The 24,992-nt window shown below is 45.4% G+C and carries 17 protein-coding genes; 9 read left to right on the forward strand and 8 right to left on the reverse strand.

All coding sequences use genetic code 11. The annotated features are described in order from the left end of the window. Positions 1–9 precede the first annotated feature (9 nt). Both FAI41_03890 and FAI41_03895 read left to right on the forward strand, forming a co-directional pair. Positions 10–2,328, forward strand: coding sequence for a DEAD/DEAH box helicase (locus tag FAI41_03890; GenBank protein ID QCE32794.1), 2,319 nt, complete (start codon positions 10–12; stop codon positions 2,326–2,328). A 213-nt stretch (positions 2,329–2,541) separates the two neighbouring features. Then, positions 2,542–4,152 carry a cell filamentation protein Fic gene (locus tag FAI41_03895; GenBank protein ID QCE32795.1) on the forward strand — a complete coding sequence of 537 codons (1,611 nt, stop codon included), beginning with the start codon at positions 2,542–2,544 and terminating at the stop codon, positions 4,150–4,152. Between the two features lie 23 nt (positions 4,153–4,175). Here the strand turns inward: FAI41_03895 and FAI41_03900 are convergent, their stop codons facing one another. Continuing rightward, complete coding sequence (locus tag FAI41_03900; protein QCE32796.1) at positions 4,176–4,895, reverse strand: hypothetical protein; 720 nt, start codon at positions 4,893–4,895, stop codon at positions 4,176–4,178. A 156-nt stretch (positions 4,896–5,051) separates the two neighbouring features. Here FAI41_03900 and FAI41_03905 point away from each other — a divergent pair, with 156 nt between their 5' ends. Further along, complete coding sequence (locus tag FAI41_03905) at positions 5,052–5,360, forward strand: hypothetical protein (protein ID QCE32797.1); 309 nt, start codon at positions 5,052–5,054, stop codon at positions 5,358–5,360. Between the two features lie 88 nt (positions 5,361–5,448). Here FAI41_03905 and FAI41_03910 read toward each other — a convergent pair whose 3' ends face one another. Both FAI41_03910 and FAI41_03915 read right to left on the reverse strand, forming a co-directional pair. Next, positions 5,449–5,952 carry a hypothetical protein gene (locus tag FAI41_03910; protein QCE32798.1) on the reverse strand — a complete coding sequence of 168 codons (504 nt, stop codon included), beginning with the start codon at positions 5,950–5,952 and terminating at the stop codon, positions 5,449–5,451. A 24-nt stretch (positions 5,953–5,976) separates the two neighbouring features. Next, positions 5,977–8,145 (reverse strand): hypothetical protein, encoded by a 2,169-nt coding sequence (locus FAI41_03915; GenBank protein ID QCE32799.1) that lies wholly within the window; start codon positions 8,143–8,145, stop codon positions 5,977–5,979. Positions 8,146–8,417: 272 nt separating this feature from the next. Between FAI41_03915 and FAI41_03920 the strand changes: the two genes are divergently transcribed. Both FAI41_03920 and FAI41_03925 read left to right on the forward strand, forming a co-directional pair. Further along, a complete protein-coding gene (locus FAI41_03920) occupies positions 8,418–8,915 on the forward strand; it encodes a hypothetical protein (protein ID QCE32800.1) in 498 nt (165 codons plus the stop codon). A gap of 76 nt (positions 8,916–8,991) precedes the next feature. Then, complete coding sequence (locus tag FAI41_03925; protein QCE32801.1) at positions 8,992–10,194, forward strand: Na+/H+ antiporter NhaA; 1,203 nt, start codon at positions 8,992–8,994, stop codon at positions 10,192–10,194. A 19-nt stretch (positions 10,195–10,213) separates the two neighbouring features. On the opposite strand, the gene FAI41_03930 is transcribed toward FAI41_03925, so the two are convergent. From FAI41_03930 to FAI41_03945, 4 genes are all read right to left on the reverse strand, one after another. Continuing rightward, complete coding sequence (locus tag FAI41_03930; protein ID QCE32802.1) at positions 10,214–10,786, reverse strand: hypothetical protein; 573 nt, start codon at positions 10,784–10,786, stop codon at positions 10,214–10,216. A 74-nt stretch (positions 10,787–10,860) separates the two neighbouring features. After that, entirely contained in the window at positions 10,861–12,912 is a 2,052-nt protein-coding gene (locus FAI41_03935; GenBank protein QCE32803.1) for a sel1 repeat family protein, read from the reverse strand. A gap of 256 nt (positions 12,913–13,168) precedes the next feature. After that, positions 13,169–13,906 (reverse strand): sel1 repeat family protein, encoded by a 738-nt coding sequence (locus FAI41_03940; protein ID QCE32804.1) that lies wholly within the window; start codon positions 13,904–13,906, stop codon positions 13,169–13,171. A 15-nt stretch (positions 13,907–13,921) separates the two neighbouring features. Continuing rightward, entirely contained in the window at positions 13,922–14,920 is a 999-nt protein-coding gene (locus tag FAI41_03945) for an SMP-30/gluconolactonase/LRE family protein (protein ID QCE32805.1), read from the reverse strand. A gap of 154 nt (positions 14,921–15,074) precedes the next feature. Between FAI41_03945 and FAI41_03950 the strand changes: the two genes are divergently transcribed. The 4 genes from FAI41_03950 (at position 15,075) to FAI41_03965 (ending at position 24,442) form a co-directional block, all read left to right on the forward strand. After that, positions 15,075–16,463, forward strand: coding sequence for a voltage-gated chloride channel protein (locus FAI41_03950; protein QCE32806.1), 1,389 nt, complete (start codon positions 15,075–15,077; stop codon positions 16,461–16,463). A gap of 192 nt (positions 16,464–16,655) precedes the next feature. Beyond that, positions 16,656–18,104 (forward strand): NAD(P)-dependent oxidoreductase, encoded by a 1,449-nt coding sequence (locus tag FAI41_03955; GenBank protein QCE32807.1) that lies wholly within the window; start codon positions 16,656–16,658, stop codon positions 18,102–18,104. A 14-nt stretch (positions 18,105–18,118) separates the two neighbouring features. Then, positions 18,119–22,687 carry a glutamate synthase large subunit gene (gene gltB, locus FAI41_03960; GenBank protein ID QCE32808.1) on the forward strand — a complete coding sequence of 1,523 codons (4,569 nt, stop codon included), beginning with the start codon at positions 18,119–18,121 and terminating at the stop codon, positions 22,685–22,687. A gap of 105 nt (positions 22,688–22,792) precedes the next feature. Further along, positions 22,793–24,442, forward strand: coding sequence for an FRG domain-containing protein (locus tag FAI41_03965; protein ID QCE32809.1), 1,650 nt, complete (start codon positions 22,793–22,795; stop codon positions 24,440–24,442). A gap of 59 nt (positions 24,443–24,501) precedes the next feature. Here the strand turns inward: FAI41_03965 and FAI41_03970 are convergent, their stop codons facing one another. After that, positions 24,502–24,948 carry a hypothetical protein gene (locus tag FAI41_03970; GenBank protein ID QCE32810.1) on the reverse strand — a complete coding sequence of 149 codons (447 nt, stop codon included), beginning with the start codon at positions 24,946–24,948 and terminating at the stop codon, positions 24,502–24,504. Between the last annotated feature and the right edge of the window lie 44 nt (positions 24,949–24,992).

Here is a 24,992-nt window from a genome sequence, read left to right on the forward strand (position 1 = left end):
AACCCGCCTATGACCTCCTCCGCTTTTGATCTTTTAGACTCTCGGATTCAGCGTTTTTTATGGCAGGCGCAATGGGATGCGTTGCGCCCGGCGCAAGAGCAAGCCATCCCTGTCATCCTCCAAGGAGAAGGCGATGCGATCATCGCTGCCCCCACGGCAGCCGGCAAGACAGAGGCGGCTTTTCTGCCTACGCTGACGGCATTTTTAAAGGCAAGAGACACGCAGAAACAAAAGGATGCGCTCATCCTTTATCTCAGCCCCCTAAAGGCCTTGATTAACGATCAGTTTGAGCGTCTCGATCATCTTTGCGAAAGTTTGGAAATCCCCGTCACGCCGTGGCATGGCGATGTGCCGGCCAGCAAGAAAAATCATTTTTTAAAAAATCCAAAAGGATTGCTGCTCATCACGCCGGAATCCCTTGAGGCGTTGCTCTGTCGCCGAGGGACGGAAATTCAGCGTATTTTCAAAGGCGCTCTCTTTGTCATTATTGACGAGCTCCACGCCTTTATCGGGAGCGAGCGAGGGAAACAACTGCAATCGCTTTTATATCGCATTGAAATGGATCAGAAACGTTTTATCAGGCGGATCGGTCTTTCGGCGACTTTAGGCAATATGGCGCTTGGCGCAGAATTTTTGCGCCCTTCTGCCGGAAAATCAGAGAAAATCCCCCCCGTTGAAATTGTCGATATTGGCGGCGGCGATGTCAAAATGAAAATCCTCGTCAAAGGCTATCTTGCCAAAGAGCCGCTTTCTGACGATGAAAAGATGATTTTAGAGGAGCTTTCCCGCCTCAATCTTTCCGAAGCGCAACTTAAAAAAGAGAAAAAACGGCTTGGGCTTTCCGAGGATGACCTTGCAGAAAAAAAGGAAAAAGCCTCTGCGGAATATGGTATTGCAAAAGATTTATTTAAGCGTCTCCTTGGCAGCAATCATTTGATTTTTCCCAATACCCGCCAAGATGTCGAAAATTATACGCATCTTTTAAACGGATTTTGCGATCAAAAGAAAATTTCTCAACAATTCTGGCCACATCATGGGAGCCTCTCGCCCAAACTCCGTCTGGAAACCGAGCAGGCATTAAAGCAAAAAGACCAACCCGCAATCGGTATTTGCACCAGTACCTTAGAGCTGGGAATTGATATCAATAGCGTCAAATCTATTGCCCAGATCAATCCGCCGCCTTCTGTCGCAAATTTACGTCAAAGAATGGGACGTTCCGGCCGTGGACGGGGGGAACATCCGATTTTAAGAGGCTATGTTCTTGAAAAACGCCTAGATGAGAAATCCTCTTTAGAAGATCGCCTCCGCCTGCATTCCCTCCAAATGTCGGCCAGCATTTCCCTCCTGCTCAAAAATTGGTGCGAACCGCCGCAAACAAAAGGTTTGCATCTTTCCACCTTGGTACAGCAGCTTTTATCGCTCATTTCACAATATAACGGTATCCAGCCGGGAACCGCCTATAAACTCCTTTGCGGCTTGGAGGAAAGTCCTTTTCGGCAAGTCAGCCCGGCGCAATTTAAACTTTTTCTAAGCCATTTAGGGCAAATTGACCTGCTCATACAGGATCATTCCGGTACCTTATTACATGGGGAAATCGGCGATCGGATTGTCAATAATTTTGAATTTTACGCCTCTTTTAAAAGCCAAGATGAGTTCCGTCTCGTCTCTAATGGAAAGACGCTCGGCACGCTGCCTATAAAGGGCGTGATAAAGCCTAAAACCACCCTCCTCTTTGCCGGAAAAGCCTGGATGGTGCAAAGCATCTCTGAGGCGGAAAAAACCCTCTATCTCACAGAAACACGGCGTGCCGCCGTCAAAATCCACGGCGAAGGCGGACGTGTCCATCATCAAATCCGCCAAGAGATGCGCCGGATTTGCGCTGGTAGCGCCCCTTTGCGTTTTCTTGATCCGCAAGCGCAGGAATTTATTCATGAGGCACGTATGGCGTGGCGGGAATTTGGCCTTTCCCACACAAATCTCATAGATCATGGCGACCGTCTGCAAATTCTGACATGGGCGGGCGATAATGAGAATGAAGCGATCATGTGCTATCTCAACGCCCATGAGATTTCCGCCCGTAATAATGAGCTGGGCATTATGATTGATAAGGAAATGGAAAGCGCCGAAGAAATTTTAGAGCGCATCAAAGAGATCAAGGCAGATCCGAAAATACCGCTCGAAAAACTCCTTAAAGACGCACAGAATTTACAGCGTGAAAAATGGGATTGGGCGCTGCCGGAAGAATTGCTCTGGGAAAATTACGCCAGCGCCAATCTCAATTTAGAAGCCGGCTCCAAATGGCTGAATGATTTTGCAAAAATTATTTAACAAATAGAAAAATCTTTTTTCAGCATAAAAATAAACGTTTTTATGAACAAAGCGCTATTTTTAAACATTTTTATGTCAAATTTAATGTTTTTATGCTCATTGTGCACATTTTAAACATTTTTATGTCCTTTTAAAAATTATCACTCTAAAATAAGAAAAATTTAATGTCTTTATGTCTTTTAAACTCTTTCTTTTGGGGGAAAGCGCTAAATAATGACAAATTCTCAGCCGATTGGGGCATTATATCTCATCAAATGCTTAGAACTGCCAATGGTTGGGCGTTTAAGATGCGAGAGTTTTGTAGGCGCATCCCGCCAAACCAAAGAGAATAATGGTCTGCGAAAAGAATTTTATCAACGCCATCAAACCCCTGATTTAGACGATTTCAGAGGCCATTTTCGTTTTCACCTGAAGTCTGAAACCCCTCATTTTGAGTTTATATGTCGTTTTTTTGAAAAAATCGGCAAGGAATTTTCTCAAAATTGGATTGATGAAGAGCCTTCTGGCATTTATGCAAGACGCACAGCCTTTTTCTATGAATTTTTTACAGGAGAGGAAGTTTTAAAGCTTCCAAATTCTGGTGTGTTTGGCAATTATAAAAATGCCTTAGATGAGAAAAAAATTCTCTGCGCCTCTCTAAATAAGGTCAGTAAAAACACTCGCTGGAAAATCTTGGACAATATGCCGGGCAATCGTTTTTTCTGTCCCTCTCTTGTCAAAAACGAAGCTTGGGAATTAGCAGAAAAACTTGATATTCCCAAAATGCTCGAAGGGATTAAAACCGAATTCGGGCAAGAGATGCTCATGCGTGCGGCAAACTGGATGACAATCAAAGAAAGCCGTGCGAGTTTTGACATTGAACATGAAGCGCAAGATGTCAGCCGCATAGAGCGCTTTGCCCATGTCCTTTCCCAAAAAACCGGCACAGATGACAGACCACCTCTCTCCCATGAGACACTCCAAAATCTCCATCAAGATATTATTGGCAAAAATACCGTTCTTAAAAAATTTGGCATTCGCCAATCCCCCGTTTTTATTGGACGGGACGGTTATAATGCCCCAGAAGACAGGGTGGATTATATCGCCCCACCCCGTCAGGATTTATCCGAAATGCTGGAAGGCATTGAGGTTTTTTTAGAACGTACGCAAGGACAAAATACCGTGATGCGTGCCGCCATTGCCGCCTTTGGTTTTGTGTATATCCATCCTTTAGCAGATGGCAACGGACGTGCGCACCGTTTTTTAATTCAAGATATCCTCTGTCGGGATCGCGCCTTGGAAAAAGGCTTTATTTTGCCAGTTTCTGCGGTCATTAACGCTGACAGCCTCATGCGCCGATCCTATGATGAGGTTTTAGAAACACTCTCTAAACCTTTAATGCAAAAAATACGTCCTTTTATTTCTTTTTCACCAAAGTACAAAAAATATCCTGACGGCATTGAATCGGATTTAGAATTTACAGGACATAAAATTGCACGCCCTGCTTGGCGTTATCCCAAAATGGAACCGCATCTTGGCTTTCTAACCCGCATTCTTAAAAGATCCATCGAAGAATATCTTTATAATGAAACTGCTTTTTTACGAAGGCTTTATAAAGGCAGAGAGGCGATCAAAGAAATCTTGGAAATGCCGGACAGAATGGCAGACCGCATTCTCAGGGCTTTTCGAGAACGTCCCCATACAGCATTTAGCAAAAAACTCTTAAAAGAGATTCCCGCTTTGGCAGAAAGCAACAGGGCAGAAAAAATTCAAAAAACGCTTACCAAAATTTGGCAAGAAAATCCTGTCAAAGATGAAAACCGCACGGATGTTTTTAAACCCTAAAATTTTCAGAAAACGGGGCAAAATTACTCGAGCTTTTCCTTTGCAACATTGAGGGTGAGATAGGCTTTTTTATATTCTTCTAAAAGAAGTGCCGTCATTGGGGTTTGATTACCGGCAAAAATCTCAGAAAAGGCCTCTGCGAAGCCTGCTAAATTATCCAAAGGCAGCACAAGCGGCGAGATCCCCTCATCAGCTAGAACGGCATTCACGAAAAGGAAAATCGTACGCTTGTTCGCACCGAAAAAAGGCTGAATCAATGAAAGGGCACAAAAGAGGCGAACACCATCCTCCGCTTGTTTCTCCGAATTAAGAAAATTGGTCAGCGCCATAAGCATTTCAGCCCGGATATTTTCAGGCTCTGCGGTTGGAATCGGGCCGATGAAGCGCCCCTTTATAAGACGCACTCCCGGCGTATAGTTTTTTTCCGCCCCCTCCCCCCGAAGATTACCCCACTCCAAATCCTCACCGGCAGCCACAAAGGCATGAAGTTCACACAAGCAGTCAATATCGGCACTGAGTGTTTTTTGCTCAATTTTTTGAAGCAGAAAATGATAACCCCGCATGAGATTAATCATGATCTCAGCGTCTTCTGTTTTGAGATAAAGCGGAACGGTGCCGTTTATCATGCTTTCGGTCTGTGCCAATGTGATGGCGCATTTTTGAAGCACGGCCAACCCAAAAAGCATATAGGCATGACTGCGCTTAAACTCTGATAATGCGACTTTTTGGCGCCACGAAAACATAAAGCCCCCACCTTATTTCTAAATTCGATTTTTAACGATAGGGCAAAAACGAAAGGAGGACAAATGACGCAAAATAATGACAGATTTATATTTTTCCTTCCTCTCCGCCGCCTCTTGAAAAAAACGTCTTACCGACATAATTCCCGCTTATAAGACATTGATGCCTTTATCGAATGTTCCGGGGCCGTGCCGGCAATCACTGCCGGTATTAAAGCCGTTCGTCCGGCAGGAACAATTGTCCTCGTTGGCATGGGGGCGAATGAAGTTCCGCTTCCCCTGCCGATTATTCAGGATCGGGAGATCATGCTGACAGGCGTTTTCCGGTATGCCAGAACATGGCCGGCTGCCATAAGCATGGTTGCCGATGGCAGGGTAGATTTATCGAAAATTGTCACCGCCCATTTTAACCTTGAACAGACCAAAGAGGCGCTGGATAAAGCCTGTGACCCAAATCCCTTAAAGTAGCCGTTCGCCCCTCAAAAGATTAAAACGACATTTAGAAATTTAGAAAAGAGCTTGGGGGGGACATCCTCTCAAGCTCTATTTTTAAGAATTACTTATGAGGATTTTCTTTGTCTGTTTTTGTCTCTTTAGATTCAGAAATTTTCGCTTTTATAAGGATTTCCCAAGGATATTGTTCTGAATCTTCTAAAATAACTTCTAATTCAGAATCTAGAATCCTTTTCCGCTCCCAGTATTTTTTTAGAATAGGATGTAAAATTTGTGCCAATTTCTGCAAAACATGAAGCCGCTCTAAATTTTCCGCAGAAGCAGAATAGATATCCCAATCCGCTTTTAAGATGTCCCTCACGCTTTCTTTCGCATGACCTGCCGCACCGCCATCAAACGCTAAAAGCCAATAATTTTGCGCTAATTTAAGAATTTCATCCGGCTGAAAAGCCTCTGCTTTTAAAAGCTCCCGGAGCTTTTTTATCGTCCAGCTTTGATAAACATTCCGATAATCCCTGAGATGGATCACCTCCCCATCCCGCAAACCCTCAATGAGTTCTTTCAGCGGATTTTGCGCCTCATCTGTGTTGTCTAACGGCTTATTCAAAACGGCCTCATCTTTCTTTTTATTTTAGGATTGATCGGTATTTTCAGGAGAAATTTCTACCTGTTTTTTGACTTCCTCATCACTTGGAATTTTAAAATCAATCAATTCTTGCCAAGGATAGGCTGTTAAGGCGGAATTCATGCTGAATTTCTCTAAATACTCATGAAGTAAAATACCTAGTTGTTGAAAAATACGTAATTTTTCTAAAAGATCATGAGTATCTTGCCAATCTTGATTTTCTTTTCTTAAGGTGAGCGCTTCCAAAATATTATTGTATGTGCTTCCATCCGTTTTCGAAAAACAAGCCGACCAATAATTTCCTATCAGAGTCTTTTTTTCTGCTCCATTGTATTTTTCTAAAACAGCTTCTAGATCCGACAACTTCCAAGCTTCATAAGGCTTTTTTACTTTTACATATTCATTTAAAAAGCAGCCAGGCACATTTCTAAATGAATTAATAAAATCGCTCAATTTTTTCTGTTCTGGCGTGAATAAATATTCTGCATAACGCTTTTTATAAACAGGACTTTTTGTTGAAAGCTCTTCTAAATAAAGCCTGATATTCTGCATAATGGGTGCTAATGGATTTTCTTCCCTATCGAAAGAACTATGATTCCAAAAATTTAATATACATCCAGTTCCACCAATCTCTTTGAAAATTTCCTTCCAAAAAGTATTCTGCTGCTCTCCTAAGTCTCTAAGTATTTCAGTAGAAGGATAGTTTCCACTCTCTATAAATTTTCTTGCCTCTTCCTTTAAAAATTCAAGAGATTCATCACTTTTACGTTCATGACCAGTAACATCCATCCACGCCTGAATAATTATTGGTGTTACTTCACTTTTTGTCTTCTGCTCTTCTAAATAAGATTGGGAGATAGAAGTATGATTTTGCCGTGGTTTTATAAGCTGATTTTCTTTATCATCTCTTAGAACTTCAGCCCATTTTGTTGCAATCTCTTTTGCATCTTTTATCAAACCAAATCTTTCGAGCTCAAAAACCGTTTTAAGAATAATATGCATTTCAATTTTATTCATTTTCGGCAAAAGATTTTGAACGCTTTGCTTAATTTTATTGTCTAATTCACTTTCTGGTTCACTTTCTGAAGAAAAAATATCTTCTTGAAGAAGCTTGATTAAATCATCACAAGCTTGGTTTGCTTCTCCCATTTCTTTATTATTCTTTAATTTTTCATCTCTTTCTTTCATCTCTAAGGACAATGAGATAAGCGTTTTTGATACCTCCTCTGCTTGAATAATAAAACCATTCCAAACATTTAGAGCAATAATTTCTGCTAGAGACCTAAAAGAACTGTAGGCGACATCCATCCTCTCCCACGTTTTTACTATCAATTTTTGCTTTTTTGATTGTAATCCACCTATTTTATTAAGCTCTTCAGGATGACAATATTTAAGATTTCCGGCGATAGCTGTTAACTCTATAATTTTCACTTTAAGACTTTGGTATACATCTATTTCGTTCTCTAAATAAAACTTCTCCCAACGCTTTGCATCCCTCCAAATACGTTGAATGATGCGAATATTCTCTATACCTAATTTTATAACTTGCGGCCGTAAGGCTTTTACAAGAGGGTCTTTTTCATCCTGAATTTCTTTTTCATCTTTATCTCTAAAGGCTAAGTTTGCCGCATATTTTGGATCTAATATGAGTTCCAAATGTGCGTCAGAACCTTTTTCAAAAGAATCTCTCCAAGCGCCCGATTTCTCAGTGTCATTACTGCCATCTGATTTACAAAAATTATTTTCATTTAAAATTAAAACGACTTTACAATTCTCATTATCTCGTAAATCTGCCGCTAAATGAAGAATATCCTGCGGATCAAGATTTTTAGCGCGCTCAATATCATCAATACAGATAGTCGCATCTTTCAATGCTAACTTTGTAAAAAATTTAGCAGATGTTGCTCCCAGCCCTAGTATTGTTCCTAAAGTTCCCGATGCGCCCTCTAAGCTATCTCCGATATCGCTTCCAAACGCTTTAAGCAATTCCCCAGACTGCTTAAAAGGACCTTTCACCTGATCTAGAGCATCAGAAGTCTTTCCTAGTTTAGTTGAAGCTAAAATTTTTTCTTTCAAATCTTGAATAGAGGAACAGTCGGCTGCCGAAACATAGCTATAACGGTCTCTTGCTAAATATGCGCCATCTTTTTCTATCGCTGTTTTAGGATTTTTCACTTCAGTAAGCGCTTTTTTCCAAACTTTGGTTTTGCCTGTTCCCCATGCGCCGGTGAGGACAATATTTTCAGACTCTTTTACTTCTCAGAAAATCTTGTAAGCGTTCCGTCACCTCATCAAGTGTGCTGGTATTTTCTTGTTTATTGGTCATTTTAGATTTATCCTCAACAGGGTATTTTTAGAAAGAAATTATCGTTTTTTGTAATATATTTCTTTATTAAAATTTATTATTTTCCCTTTCAATTTTTATTTTCAAATATTTAGGAATTTATATGTCTTTTGATTTTGTTTCACTTGAGGTGCAGGGGGTGCATGGGTTAGAGGATTTTCAGGCAGATTTTTCCAAAGAACTGCCGCAATCGGCTCAAAAAACCTTAGAAATCCTGCATCGGATCATGTTAGGCGAAAAGGAAATTTCGACCCTTTTCAATGCAAAAGAGGGGGAAGGATGCTCTTGCTGTGAGGAGATGCAATCCGAGTTTGTTAAAGTAAAAATTAAAGTAAAGGAAAGTAATTCTCACTTTCTCTATTTTATTCATCTCTTTTTACCGAATGAAATGATTTTTGAGGAAAGTCTCACCGAAGGGGATCATCTCCTTTTCAAAAAAGAAGGGGGCGAAGTCCGTCTGCAGATGCCGAATGCGCCGGAAGTTTTTTTTGAACGCAATGATTATCTGCATTTGCCTGTTTCCCAAGCGGCGAAAATCCTGAATTTCCGCCAAAAATTAGAAATAACCCTTGGCAAAATGCTTAAAAATCACTTAGGCTGAAAATTAACCTAAAATTTTAGGGCAGCGTCTTCTAAAGAGGAAGGCTCCCGTTTCACAGTTCTGAAGGAATTTTCCCTTGCTTCTCTACCCGCTGAAACAATTATGGCTCGCAATCACCGAAGAAATGCTTCTCGGCCTTGCAGTGCTAACGGGCATCCTCCTCTCCTCCTCGGCCTTAAGCCCTGTTCTTGCACATCTCCTCCAAACAATTCCCTTTCCGTTCTTTCCGCTAACGCTGAAATCTTGGCTCAATGAAGGGCTTTTATCGCTCTTTTTTGCGATTTTAGGGGTGGAGCTTCGGGCAGATTTTGAGGTCGGCCCCCTCAAAGACTGGCGCAAGGCCCTTTTCCCTTTGAGTGCGGCGATTGCGGCGCTCATTATTCCTGTTTTACTGGCGGTTTCAGTCGTTTACCTCTCCCCCTATAATGAGGCCGGATTTCGGGGGTGGGGCATTCCTGCGGCGAGTGCGCCTGTCCTGACGATGCCGCTTCTGACTTTGGCGGCCTATTTACCCTCCAGCATTAAGACCTTTGTTCGGGCCGTGCTGGTGTTTGACGATATTTTTGCCGTTGCGATTTTGATCTGCTTTTATGGCAATAGTCCGCATCTTCTCTGGCTTGCCTTTGCTGGGATTTTATCCCTTGCACTTGCGCTTATCGGGCAATTTATCAAGACAAATCTCCGCTATAAGCCTTATGCATTTCAGATTATGTTGCCCATCGCTTTTTTCCTTTGGATCACGCTGTGCAAGGCCGGCACACCAGCCTCTATGGCTGGATTGATTCTTGGCGTAACGCTACCGCACCGTCCCGGCCATGCGATGATCCGCAATCTGGCGCATCCTGTTGCATGGCTGATTTTACCCCTCTTTGCGATTTGCAACACGGCGATTGATTTGCGGAGTTTTTCCCCCGTTTTCTTTGAATCAGCCACTTTTTTAGGCCCCTTAGTCGGCTTTGCGCTTGGGAAGCCGATTGGGATTTTTCTCGCCATTTTTCTCTGTGAAAAAGCCGGTCTAAAAGCCCCTTGGAAAAAGAAATACCGCCATTGGCTGATCGGTGCGGTGATGAGCTGTGCTCTTGGATTTACCGTTTCTCTTTTGATGACACAGCTTGCCTATGACAATCCGCTCTGGCAAATGCAGGCGCAGGCAGGGATTGGACTGGCCTCTGTCATGGCCACCCTGATTGCAGTATATTTCTTAAAGCGCTCTGATAAAAAAGTGATGAAGGAAAAAAAAGCCCGCCATACGCCAAAGGCAAAGCACGGAATGGCCTGAGCCATCCCTGAAATCTTTATTATTTTTTTCCGGACTCTTTGAGTTTTTGGCGACAGGCGGCAAAATTATTAGGCTGTATCCGCATTTCCGGCCGGGTCTGTTGCAGAACTTTATCCCTAATATCGGACATCACCGCATAGGCCATGCCGGTTTTAAACTCGCAAGGGCGAGCAATTTCAATCACCTGCTGAATGTGCGGTACATTGGGGTCTTGATACGCAATAATCATAGCCTGCGGATGAAGTTCCGGCGGCTCAATAGCACCGCCAATCCAGCCGCCGATCGCTTTACCAATATACCAGCCTGCAATCATACCCGGCGAAGAACCCGCCATCCCTGCCACACCCAAAAGAATGCCCAAGCAATCCCCCACAATTTCTGCCGTCAAATTATGATTATACATATTATCCACCTGCGCCTTAGCTGGCATTAAGGTCAGGATCGTCACAACCCGACCGGGGGTTTTGGCATTTAAATCCTCTGGAAAAGTTGTTGGTTTTAAATTCTCCACAGGATCAACACATCCTGCCAGCAAACAAGCGGAGAGGAAGCAAGAAAAACCGGATTTTAAAAAGGACTTTGGAAATTTCATTTAACGCTTATAGCGAAAGTCCCCCTAAAAAGGAAAAATTTCTTTCTGGCTTTTCCGTTTAGGCGGATGGCCTTTCAGGCGGAAACTTTTCCCCCAGAAGCCGCTTTTTGTGCCCAATAGTCCGACTGTTCCAGATCTGCCTTGACCCCTTTCCCCGTTTTATAGGCCATGCTAAGGCTCAACTGCGCCGCCGCATTCTCCTGTGCCGCCGCTTTCTGCCAATATTTAACGGCCTCTTTCCAATCTTTGCGGACACCCTGCCCCCTACTATAAAGCTCTCCTAGCACATTTTGTGCCTCCGCATCCCCCAGATCTGCGGCCTGTTTATAATATTTTGCGGCCGTTTTGGGGTTACGCTTCACACCGGTACGAGACTTTTGCGGATCTGTCTGCGCCGCATCCGGGGTGAACACGCCCGACAGATAGATCCCCCCCAATGCCTTTAACGCCGGAAGATTTTTCTGATCCGCCGCTTTTTTCCACCAAACGGCCGCCATCCGGGGATTACGCCGCAAGCCTTGCCCTCTAAAATACAAAACGCCGAGCATATATTGCGCCTCTGCATCGCCTTGTTTTGCCGCTTTACGATAATCTTTCATCGCCTTTTTAGGATTTTCTTTAAGATTTCCAGAGGCTAAATCCTTCAAAGCCGAGACAGAACCTTCCTTTGCCGCTTCTTTCAGGATTTTATCCGCTTTTTGCTGCCATTTTTCCGCCGCCTCAGGATTTTGGGGAACGCCTTGTCCCCGAGCGTAAAGATCCGCAAGTTTTTGCTCGGCAAAAAAGTTATTCTGCTGTGCCGCCTTTTTAATCCATTGTGCGGCATCGGCCTCTTCCTCTGGAGATTCTGCCGCTTCCAGCATTGAGCTGCCATAAGCATATTCTATATCCGGAGACCCTTTTTCGAGCCCCTCTGTCAAAAGCGCTTCTGCCTTTTGATCGTCTTTCGGCACGCCTGTCCCTTCCTGATAGGCGCGCACAATAAATTTTCGGGCATGTTCATCCCCTTTATCAAGCGCAATTTGCCAATAAGCCAGCGCCTTTGCGTCTTCTTGTGGAAAAACCACCCCCTCATGATACATGTTAGCAAGCAACATAGCGCTTTCTGCATCCCCATTCTCAGCCGCCTGCCTTAAGAACATTATCCCTTTTTTATTATCTTGGGGCAGACCATCACCCTCTAAGTAACTTTTTCCGAGCATTCTCTGCGCCCGCTCTTCTTTTTGGGCTGCGGCTTTCTGCCAAAGATCATTTCTTTTTGAAATATCGACAGGCACCCCATGCCCTAACGCATACATGGCCCCTAGCATATACATAGAGGCCTCGTTTCCGCCATCCACAGCCCTTTGATAATAAAAAGCAGCCTGCTGCCAATCCTCCCCTTTACGTTCTTTAGAGGCCGGGCTTTCGAGATCAGCTCCTCTGCCGATATAATATTCTCCAAGACGGAATCCCGCCCAAGGCTCCCCTTGGTCAGAAAATTGCTTTAAAGCCGTATTTCCTTTTTCCCGAACTTTTGGCGAGGCGCTATTTTGCTCAATACAGGCAAGGTTAAAGCCCCCCTTAAAATGTCCCTGTGCTGCGGATTGGCTATACCAATAAAAGGCCTTTTTAGGGTCTCTGGCGGTGAGATGATTGCCATAATCATAGACCATGCCCAGACTGAACTGCGCCTGCGCATCGCCTGCTTCGGCCGCTTTCAGCCAATATGCCATTCCTGCTTTTTTATTTTTTTCAACACCGCCCAGCCCTTGCATATAAATCAAACCAAGCTGACAGAGGGCAATTTTATCCCCTTTTAGCGCAAATTCTTTCAGGGTCGGCAAGGCCTTTTTTACCGTCCCCCCATTCTGTATCTCAGGAAATCTGTCACAACTGTCAGAATCACCCTTGCCGTCAACGTCCTGATATTGATCCCAAAAACCGTCTTCAGCCTTTAATCTTTTTTGCGACTCTGTCTGTGTCTCATCCGATTTTTTATGGCTAAAAAAGGTTTTCTCTGCCTCTAAATACAGCACCTCCCCTGCGACAATAAAACCAAAGCCATCAAATAAAATCAAAGCAGAAAGGATCAGGCGGGAACGCCATTTTTTAAAATTTAATTTTTTAGAATCAGCGCAAACCATAGGCTTTTATCATTTCAAAATGATGAGAAAACGGAAAGATCACCCTATAAGATTTAAATGTAAAAAGACAAGCATCTATGCCTTTTATCCACATGCGCCGAACGCTCTAGCAGCGTAATTTATTTAAAAAAAATCTTCGAATGTTAGAACGCATGCACTCCTCCAAAATCGCAATCCTTCCTTCACCCTAAGAAAAGAGTACAGCCTCTTGAGGGCATCAACGGTGCGAAAAGTACCTCACTATTCAGAAAATTTTTTAATCGCCACCGCCACGCTTTTTAACCACATACCGCCACGCTACGCCGTCCTGTTTTTCCTTGGCCAAATCATAATCAAGATTAGCCGCCTGCTGATACCAATCATCGGCGTGCAAGAGGCTTTTTTCCACGCCCCTGCCACGCAGGTAAGCATCGCCTAATTTATACATGGCCCTTGGCTCGCCGGCTTTTGCAGATTTCAACCACCAAGCAACGGCCATCTCTTCATTTTTAGGAATTTGATAGGCTGAATTGCCATGAAAACAGGCATGGCCATAAATCAATTTTGCCTCTGGATGACCGGCAAAAGCTTCTTTCAACCACCAGCCTTTTTCTGGCAACTCTCCCGGTCTTTGCGTTCGAGCCTCCAGATGATCCAAGGCTATGGCGGCAGCCTGACAGCGCTGGAAAGAGGCTTTACACCACCATTCAACGGCACGAACTTCATCTTGGGGTAGCCCTTCGCCATAATAATAGGCTTCGGCAAGACGATTTTGCGCTTGCGCATGTCTAAAAGCGGCCGCTTTCGTATAAAATTCCGCTGCTTTTAGCTCATTGATTTCGGTAAACTGGCCTCTTTTGTAAAACTCCCCTAGAAAAAAAGCGACCTGTCCCTGCTGACTATAAGAGAAATCTTCGGGGATCGCCCCATCGCCGGCAAGGATTTGACGGGCAATCTTGAAACAATAATCAATTTCCGCCTTCTCTCCTTGTGTCAATTCTAAAAAATATTTCATCGTTTTTTAAACTCGCTACGTCACGTTAATTTCAAATTCTAAAGCATAAAGTGATTTTGAAGCTGTGACATAAAGAATATTTTTGCCCTTTTTATTTCTTGTTAAAAGCAGATTGCCAACAGTTTCAGGGAAGTGAACCGCACCGATTTCTTTGCCTTGCGCTGTAAAAATGACAATTTTTTTCCCGGCGGCAAGCCAGATATTCCCTTTTTGGTCGATTTTTAGCCCATCGGCATTCCCTTCCTTCAAATGTGCTAAAATACGACCATTTTTAAGGGATTTATCCGGGGCAATATCATAAGCGATCAGAGCGCTTTGAAATTTCAGATCATGGGCATGATGTGCTCTTTCACAATCGGAAAGATAGAGAATTTTGCCATCAGGACTAAAGCCGATACCGTTTGGCGTATGGACAAGCGGGGTCTCAAGACGGACGATCTTTTTTGTTTTGGGGGAATAGCGGTAGCTATATTCTCCGCCAATGACTTTATTGCCGCCATAACCCTCTTGCGGAAAATCAATCCCGAAACTGGGATCGGTGAACCAAATCTCCCCCTCTTTATCCACGACAAGATCATTGGGACTATTGAGTTTTTTCTCTTCGAAAAGATCAACCAACACCTCACAAGTGCCATTTTTCCCTAGACGTTCAATCGCCCGCCGCCCGTGAGAGGCCGTTAAAATACGGCCTTTTTTATCCAGCGCATGGCCATTTTGAAATTGAGACGGTTTTAAAAAGACACTCACCCCTTTTCCCGGCTGGTAGCGCAAAAGACGGTTATTGGGAATATCGCTAAAAAGAATGCTGCCATCTTTGAGCTGAACCGGCCCCTCCGCCCAAGCAGCCTGATCGTAAATCAGCCTCAATTTTGCCGTCTTCGAGATAAGTTTAGAAAATTCAGGACTTGAAGTTTCAAGTAAAAGCGGAAGCGTAACCTCCTCTGATTTTGAAGTCACCGGCAATAAGAGGAAATAAATTAAAAATAAAGAAAAATAAGGATGTTTTCCCAACATAAAAACGTCTTTTTCTTTCATCGGGGTTAGTGTCGCACAAAACTGTTGTTTTTATACATGGCAAAAACAAAAATAAGAAACCTCTCTTTTGACGCAAAGAGGATAAGGCTTTAATAGGCGCTTTCTCAAAATAATTTGTGACTGACCAAGCCTCATGCTCCTCGATAAAATTCCTACAACGCATCAATCACATGCTAAAATTCTCCGTCACGATTTTGCGACCATTAAGACAAAAATTTTTCAGGGTTTTTTTTGGTTTTTTCTTCTCACCCCCCTTGCCGTTACGATTGGTATTTTAACGGCTTTTTTCTTTCTCACCCTAGAGAAAATCACCTATTTCCGTTTCGATCATTCCTGGATCATTTTTGCCCTTCCTCTTGCCGGTGTCGCCATGGCGCTGACCTATATCGGCGTAGACCGTCTGCTCGCCTATCAACTATTTGATTCCGAAAAGCATCATTTAGATTTAGAGGAAAAACCAACCAGCCTATATGGAAAAATCTGCCGTGCCATTGCGCCCTTTATCCGCATTCCGATTGCGTTCCTTGCGGCTTTGGGCAGTAACCTTTTTGGCGCTTCTGTCGGGCGTGAAGGGGTCGCCCTGCATATGGCTGGCAATCTTTCTCTTGGGTTGGGCCATATTTTCAGACTTGAGGAAAAGCACCGCCATATTTTAACCATTTCCGGGATTGCCGGCGGTTTTGGTGCCATTTTCGGAGCCCCTGTTGCCGGGGCCATTTTTGTTCTCGAAGCCACCGGACTTTGGACACGTTTAGGCTATGGCACCTTATTGGCCTGCGCCTATAGTTCTATCATCGCTTCACTGACCTGCCATGTGACGGAAAGTCTGATCTCGCTGAAAAGCCTTGGCGACGAGATCGGGCCGCTCCCGCTTTTCGTGGACAAAGGATGGCATTTTAACACCACCAATCCGATGCTGTTATTATCCGTCGCCCTTGCCGCTATCGCCTTTGGCATTGCAGGCTATGTCTATACGCACGGTATCATTTTAGGACGTCAGCTTGTCCATAAAATTTGTAAGCCGCATTGGCTCCATCCGGCAATCGGTGGGGTCATCACCATTTTGCTTTTTTTACTGTGCGGTACAGATGTCTATCTCGGATTAGGAACGGTTTCGCATTATCCAAATGATGCCTCTACCGTCAATTTTTTCACCGATAATTATTACGGAATGGCTTGGCTTTGGAAGCTTGTCTTTACCCTCGCTGCTTTAAGTACCGGATTTCGGGGCGGTAAAGTCACACCGATGTTTTTTATCGGCGCCGCCTTGGGGAGCAGTTTGGCCCCCTTTCTAGGGGCACCGCCGCCACTCTTAGCCGGGGCAGGCATGCTGGCCATGTTTGCGGCAGCCACCAGTACGCCCTTTACCTGTATGATTATGGGTGCAGAGATTTTTGGAACGGAAAATTTCGTCTATTGCGCCCTTGCCTGCATTATCGCCTATGCGATTGCCGGGGAAATCAATACAACCCCACCTGAAGAAAAACTCAAAGAGCTGCTTGGCGTTAAACAGCAATATTGAAATCTTCACCTTCCCCCTGCTGCTTGCGCTTTTAAAATCAAGACTGACAAAAGTGCACGGCCGGGGGTTTAAATATTTGCACCGGCTGATGAATCCTCCCTCTTTATTGCCTAACATCTTGCCGTTTTTTACCTTTTTTGCCATGCTACAAAATCATATTTTTAAAAAAGTAATTATAAAGTAACCGCCCTTATGCCCCATTCGATGTTACGTTTTACAGAGATTTCCAGAGAGTTGCCCTCAAAGCGCCCTGCGGAAACACGCAAGCAGGATTTTAACGAAATTTATGCGGGATTTTCCCTTAAAACGGGTGAAGTTCAGGCCTCTCGCTGCTCGCAATGCGGTGTGCCTTTTTGCACGATGGGATGTCCTCTGGGCAATGATATTCCGGACTGGCTCTTTTTAACGGCCTCCAACCGCTTAAAGGAAGCTTATCAACTCGCTTCCCACACCAACAGCTTTCCTGAAATTTGCGGGCGCATCTGTCCGCAGGAGCGTCTCTGTGAGGGGAGCTGTGTTGTCCAAAAAGATTTTAACGCCGTTACCATCGGCGCTATCGAACGTTTTATCACGGAAAATGCCTTTGAAAAGGGCTGGGTGAAGCCTCGCCTTCCGGCAACGGAAAAACCGCAATCCGTTGGCATTGTGGGCGCCGGCCCCGCAGGATTGGCCTGTGCTGAAAAGCTTCGAGCCTATGGCTATCAGGTCACCTTATATGACCGCCATCCGCAAGGCGGCGGTCTTCTCATGTATGGCATACCGGGATTTAAACTTGAAAAATCCATTGTCAAACGCCGCCTTGATCTCTTAACGGCACAAGGCGTAAAAACCTCTTTCAATACAGAAATTGGCAGCGCTGAAGGGCAAATTCCCCTGAAAAGCTTACGTCAGGAACATGCGGCGCTTTTCATTGCCACAGGCGTTTATAAAAACCGCACGCTCACCATTGAAGGGGCAGAGCTGCAAAATATTCAGCCTGCCTTAAGCTATCTCATTGCCGCCCACGCCCCGCAAGAAAAGACAGAGGAAGCACGGGAAAATCCGGCAGAGGGGAAAGATGTCCTTATTATCGGGGGCGGTGATACGGCGATGGATTGCGCCCGAACAGCTATTCGTCAAAAGGCGAAATCCGTGACCTGCCTTTATCGCCGGGATCGGGACAATATGCCCGGCTCCGCCCAAGAGGTGGCCAATGCCGAAGAGGAAGGCGTTATTTTTCGCTTCATGGCAGCGCCTAAATCCTTTGTCAGCAATGGGAACGGGGCTGTCAAAGCGGCTATTTTCCAAAAAATGCGCTTTTCCGAAAAAGGCGCTGGAACGTCAAAACATCGCCAGCTCATCGCACTGGAGGAAGATTTCTCCCTGCCTGCGGATCTTGTGATTTGCGCTCTTGGTTTTGAGCCGGAGGATTTACCGACACTTTGGCAGGAAAAAGACCTCAAAACGCATAAAGATCAGCGTCTTGAAGTCCATGCGCATCAAACCAGCCTCGAAGGGGTTTTTGCCGGCGGCGATATTGTGCGCGGCGCTTCGCTTGCTGTTTGGGCGATTAAAGATGGCAGAGACAGTGCAGATAAAATCCATACTTATTTACAGGCTCAGCCGGCAGCCCTGTCTCCGACAGTTACGAAAATAAATTAAGAAGATAAATTAAAATGCATCCAGAAAACGCTCAAAACGCCTTATCGCAAAATCGTTTGCAAACGGAATCTGAAAAAGCTTTTATCCAAACATGGCAAAGCAATAAGGCCAAACTCGAAGCCGCCCACATTCAAACGGAAACACAGGATGCCTGCGGTGTCGGCCTTATTGCGGCCTTAGATGGCAAACCCAGCCGAAAAGTCGTCCTTGCGGGGATTGAGGCGCTTTCCAATATCTGGCACCGGGGTGCGGTGGATGCCGATGGCAAAACCGGAGATGGGTCAGGCATTCATATCGAAATTCCCCAAGATTTTTTTGCCGAAGCCATTTATAAAGCCGGAAAATCCAAAATTGAGGGCAAAATTGCGCTCGGCATGGTCTTTCTCCCCCGCAATGATTTAGACTCTCAAGAGCATGGCCGTCAGATTATTGAGACGGAAATCCTGCGCTTTGGCTATGAAATTTACGGCTGGCGGCAAGTGCCGATCAATACCGCCTATATCGGGGAAAAGGCGAATGCCACCCGCCCCGAAATTGAGCAGATTATGATCCGTAATGCCCTCGGCAAAACAGATGCGGATTTTGAGCGTGATCTCTATATCATCCGCCGCCGGATTGAAAAAGCAGCCTCCAAAGCACAAATTGATCTTTATCTCTGTTCGCTTTCCTGCCGTTCGGTGATTTATAAAGGGATGTTCCTAGCGGAAAATCTGGTCGATTTTTTCCCGGATCTACTCGACGAGCGTTTTGTCTCCCGTTTTGCGCTCTATCATCAGCGTTATTCCACCAATACTTTCCCAACATGGAAGCTGGCGCAACCTTTCCGCCGCCTTGCCCATAATGGGGAAATCAATACACTCTCAGGCAATATCAACCTGATGCAAGCGCAAGAAGTTCTCTTTGAATCCCCCGTTTTAGATCCTTATATTGAAGATCTAAAGCCTGTTATTCAGCCTGCCGGATCAGATACAGCTGTTTTAGACAATGTTTTTGAACTTTTAACCTTTGCCGGCAGAGAGGCACCGGCCGCTAAAAATATTCTCATTCCAGCCGCCTGCGGCCCTGATATTGCTATGGCGCAATCTATTCGGGACTATTATCTCTATTGCAATGCGGTCATGCCGCCTTGGGATGGGCCTGCCGCCATTTGCGGCACGGATGGGCGTTGGATGATCGCAGGGTTAGACCGTTCCGGTCTACGGCCGTTGCGCTATACGATCACCCATACCGGCCTCCTCATTGTTGGCTCGGAAAGCGGTATTGTCCGCCTCAAAGAAGAGGAGATTGCCCAGCAACGGCAATTAGGGCCGGGGGAAACGCTCGCTTTTGATATGGAAAATGCACAGCTTTATTTCCCGGCAGAAATGCAGGAAACGCTTTCCCAACATTATCCTTTCCCAGAATGGCTTAAAAAGAAGCAGCATCTTGCCCCGATGATGTCTGACATTATTGAAACGGCAGAAATGCCGGAAGAAGAGCTGCATCGCCGTAAAATTGCGGCAAATATGACCTATGAGCAAATGGAAATCATCCTTGATCCGATGATGTCTAAAGGGATCGAAGCTCTTGGCTCAATGGGCGATGATACGCCGCTCCAAGTGCTTTCCAACCGCTATCGGGGCTTACCGAGCTATTTCCGCCAAAGATTCAGCCAAGTTACAAATCCGCCGATTGATCCTTTGCGGGAAACGAGAGTGATGAGTCTGGCGACCCAGCTCGGCAGGCAATGTAATATTTTAAGCGATGGGGCTGAACATTGTAGCCGTTTCCAGCTCGCCTCCCCAATTTTAAGCAATGGGCAATATGATAGACTCAAAGAAATCTGCGGCGAGGAAGCCTTTACCCTTGATGCGACCTTTGCGCTTTCAGAGGGGGAAAATGGCTTAAAAAAGGGCTTACAGCTTTTACGCACAAAAGCAGAGGCCATTGTTCGGGCGCAGCAGGAAAAAGGCAAGTTCGCCCACCTATTTCTCACGACAGAGCATAGCGCAAAAGAACGTGTCTCCCTGCCAATTATTCTCGCGATTGCGGCCGTGCATACGCATCTCATGCGCCAAAAGCTCTCCTCTTTCGCCTCGCTCAATGTGCGTTCGGCCTGCGTTCTCGATACGCATAGTCTTGCCGTCTGTATCGGGGTCGGCGCAACAACCATCAATCCCTTTATGGCAGAACATGCCATTGCCGAACGGGTACGCCAGAAAATTCACCCCGATCTAACGCTGGCGCAAGCCGTTCAAAATTATCTCAATGCGGCGAATAAAGGGCTTTTAAAAATCATGTCCAAAGCGGGTATTTCGCTCGTTTCTGCCTATCGGGGCGGCTATAATTTTGAGGCAATCGGCCTTTCCCGTGCCCTGAGTGCGGAATTTTTCCCCGGTATGCCCTCCCGCCTTTCCGGCATTGGCCTGCATGGGATTGCCCGCCATATTCTCAAAGCCCATCAGACAGCCTGGCAGTCTGAAGTCCCGCCGCCCTTGCCGGCAGGCGGACGCTTCCGACAGCGTCCGAATGGCGAGGAACATGCGCTTTCAGGGGAAGTCATCCGCAAGCTCCAAAAAGCGGTAAAAGCCAATTCCTTTACCCTCTATCAAGAATATGTCGCCGAGGTGCAGTCTCAAAAGCCAATTGCCTTGCGGGATCTGCTCGATTTCAAACCTAAAAACACCCCCATTTCCGTCGATGAGGTCGAGGGCATCACTTCTTTGCGTAAACGTCTGATCGCTCCGGGTATTTCCCTTGGCGCTCTCAGTCCGGAAGCGCATGAAACCCTCGCCATTGCCATGAATCGCATCGGCGCAAAATCGGACTCCGGCGAAGGCGGCGAAGATCCGCAACGTGCCATTCCCCGCCCTAATGGCGATAATCCCTGCTCTCAAATCAAGCAGGTTGCCTCTGGCCGTTTCGGCGTTACCGCAGAATATCTCAATAATTGTCGTGAAATTGAAATTAAAGTTGCCCAAGGTGCCAAGCCCGGCGAGGGCGGTCAGCTTCCCGGCTATAAAGTCACCGAACTGATTGCCAAATTGCGCCATGCAACGCCCGGCGTGACGCTCATTTCACCACCGCCGCATCATGATATTTACTCGATTGAGGATCTTGCCCAGCTCATTTATGATTTAAAACAAATCAACCCAACGGCACTCGTGACCGTCAAAATGGTTTCCCGATCGGGGATCGGTACGATTGCCGCCGGCGTTGCCAAAGCCAAGGCAGACGGAATTTTGATCTCCGGCTATAATGGGGGGACTGGCGCAAGTCCGCTTTCCTCTATTCACCATGCCGGTCTGCCGTGGGAAATGGGACTGGCGGAAACGCATCAAATGCTCATGCTCAACCGCCTCCGCCACCGGATGATTTTACGTGTGGATGGCGGTATCAAAACCGGTCGGGATATTGTCATTGCCGCCATGCTCGGAGCGGAAGAGTTCGGCATCGGCACCGCCTCCCTGATTGCAATGGGATGCCTCATGGTGCGCCAGTGTCATTCCAATACCTGCCCTGTCGGGGTCTGTGTGCAAGATCCTGAACTTCGGAAAAAATTCGCCGGAAAACCTGAAGACGTTATCAATCTCTTTACGCTCATTGCCGAAGATGTCCGGCATATTTTGGCAAAACTCGGTGTCAGGAGCCTTAAAGAGATTATCGGGCGTTCCGACCTGCTTTGCCAAGTTTCCAGAGGTGCTGAAGAGTTGGAAGACCTCGATCTCAATGCGCTTCTGGTACAGGCGGATGAAGACAACACTGCCCGCTATTGCACCTTAGAGGGACGCAATGAGGTGCCGGACTCTCTCGATGCCCAGATCATTCAGGATGCGGCACCACTCTTTGAGCGTCAGGAAAAGCTCCACCTTCATTATCAAGTGCGGAACACCCATCGGGCGGTTGGAACAGCCATTTCCTCTAAAATGGTACGCCAGTTTGGCATGAAATCTTTGCAGGATGGCCATCTCACCCTTTCTCTCAAAGGGACGGCCGGACAATCCTTGGGCGCTTTCGGCGTGAAGGGGTTAAAAATCCAAGTAGAGGGCGATGCCAACGATTATGTGGGCAAAGGCCTCTCCGGTGCCATCATTGCGCTCTATCCTGCAAGGCAGGGCCAACCTGCACAGTCAAAAAACAGCATTGCCGGCAATACGCTCCTCTATGGGGCGACCTCCGGCTCTCTTTTTGCCGCCGGCCATGTCGGGGAGCGCTTTGCCGTACGCAATTCGGGTGCTACCGGCATTGTCGAAGGGTGCGGCTCAAATGCCTGTGAATATATGACGGGCGGTATTGCCGTGATTTTAGGCGAAACCGGCGATAATTTCGGGGCCGGTTTTACAGGAGGGGAAGCTTTTGTTCTCGACCGATCCGGATTGTTTGAATCACGCCTGAACCGTAACGGCCTCAACTGGCATAAAATTGAAAAAGAAAGTGCTGAGGAAACCAGTTTACGGAAGCTTGTAGAACGGCATCTGGCGGAAACCGGGAGCGCCTATGCCGAAAACCTGCTGCAAAATTGGGAAATGATCCTGCCGAAATTCTGGCATATTATCCCAAAAGATTATGAAGCCTATCTCCGCCAGCAAAGAGAAGCGCAATAATATTGTTTGCAACGTAAAAAGGGTGCGCAAAGCACCCTTTTTCACGCATAGAAAGCTTTACAAAATAAATTCAAATAGAAATCAATTTATAGGTAGAAATAAGCCATGACGAAAAAAAATAACAAAACGGCTTTAAGTCCCCTTCAAAAATGGATCGCATTCGTCAATCAGTGTCATGAAAACATTCCAGAGAATGAAAAAGAGACGTGGCAGTTTTCCTATCGTGGGCATAGCCAAATTTACACTTCGGATAATCCCGAAAATCCTATTTATAAATTAAATCCCTCTATTTTCCGTAAAGAAGATTATCTCCTCAAGGAACGGGAAATTATACGTGATTTACTTTCCCGAAAATCAGATATTTTTTTCAAAGATAAAACGACTTTTGAGCGTCTTATTCGGGCGCAACATTATGAATTACCGACACGCCTGCTCGATATTACTTTAAGCCCTCTTGTGGCGCTTTATTTTGCCTGTGCGAACTGGAAAACAGGCGGTGTTGCGGATGAGACCAAAGAGGCAGAAATTTTTATCTTTCAACTGCCGAAAGATAAAATCAAATATTTTAACAGCCATAGTGTAACGCTACGTGCCAACCTTGCTTTGCTCTCTGAAAGTGACCGGCGAGAATTACGGCGCTCTTTGCCTCCTTATCCGGAAAAGCTGGAAGCGCAAATAGAACATCCTATTTCTCTCAAAAATCTAACCTCTCTTGTTCAGAATGAATATCCGGGCTTTCGGCCGGAAATCCAGATCAAAGATTTACACCTACCCGTTGCGGTTTATCCTCCGCAAAATAATGAACGGATCAAAGCCCAACATGGTGCCTTTATCCTCTTTGGATTAAATCAAACACTTTCTCCTGAAGAGATGGTTCAATCACTAGGCGGAAAGCTTTTTACTTATAAAATCAAAGCCGAAGAGAAGAAGCAAATTTTAGAAGAGTTAAAACGTTTTGAAATTCATCTCAGTACGATTTTACTTGGGGTCGAAGATACGGCACATTTTCTCCTTGACCAGCTTCGAAAAGAAAATGTGGAGAGCGAAGACGAGAAAAGATTTAAAGAATATCTAAAACTTGCAGAAACTGGTGATAAAGAAGCACAATTTAATCTTGGCGTCATGTACTATCGTGGAGAAGGCTGTGAGCAAGATGTCTCCAAAGCACGGGAATATTTTCAAAAAGCAGCAGATCAAGGGGATGCAGACGCCCAATGTAATCTTGGAATCATGTACCAAAATGGGGACGGCGGTGAACAAAATTTCACAAAAGCACGGGAATATTTTGAAAAATCAGCCGATCAAGGAGATGCAAAAGCACAATTTAATCTTGGCCTCATGCACCAAAATGGAGATGACACTGAGCCAGACTTTTCCAAAGCACGGGAATATTTTGAAAAATCAGCCGATCAAGGAGATGCAAGAGCACAATCTAATCTTGGCATTATATATTTCGAGGAAAAAGATTTTACAAAAGCACGGGAATATTTCGAAAAATCAGCAGATCAAGGACATGCAGAAGCGCAATTTAATCTTGGCCTCATCTACTATAATGGAGATGGCGGTGAGCAAAATTTCACCAAAGGACGAGAGTATTTCCAGATGGCAGCCGAACAAGGTTTGAAAGAAGCCATTGAAGCCTTAAAAAAATTAGATGAATTGGAAGCACAGGAAAAAGCGGACAAGCCAAGTCAAAAGGAAAAGAAAAAACCAAAGACCAATCCGGAAAAAGACGAAGAAGATAATCATCCTTAAAGAGCATCTCGGATGGGCAAGTATTGGCAATTGTGACAATTCCCCTTTTAAAAGAGGGGTTATCCTTTCAAGATTGCCGAGATTTTCACGCTTTCTGTCGTGTTTTTTTTATGCCCTATTTTTTTGGCTTTAGGCACATTCTCCATGCCCATAGGCGGTGATGTTAGGAAGGCCGGGAAACTTTCCCGATGCAATATTTTATGACGCTTTAAAATGCGGATCTGTTTTTGTGTCAAAGTCGGTTTCGGCGCTAAAACCCGATTTTTCTCTGCCTCTAAATAAGGGGAATGATAGGCTGGATTGGAAAGTTTAGAAATCACGGCCTGTCCCAGCGACGGCAAAAAATTATCCGGATTGAATTGAAGCTGATCCTCTGTTTCCGCCAGTGAAAAATCCTCAGAAACACCTGCTTTCTTGTTGGCCTTAATCTGTCCCGCTTTTTTAAGGCAGGCTTGAAAATTATTTGGCTGAATTTTTGTTTCCAATTTTTTGGCATGCGCTGTCAAAATGGCATAAGCATGGCCGAGCTTAAATTCACAGGGACGGGCGA

This window comes from Acetobacteraceae bacterium, assembly GCA_004843165.1.
GTDB lineage: Bacteria > Pseudomonadota > Alphaproteobacteria > Acetobacterales > Acetobacteraceae.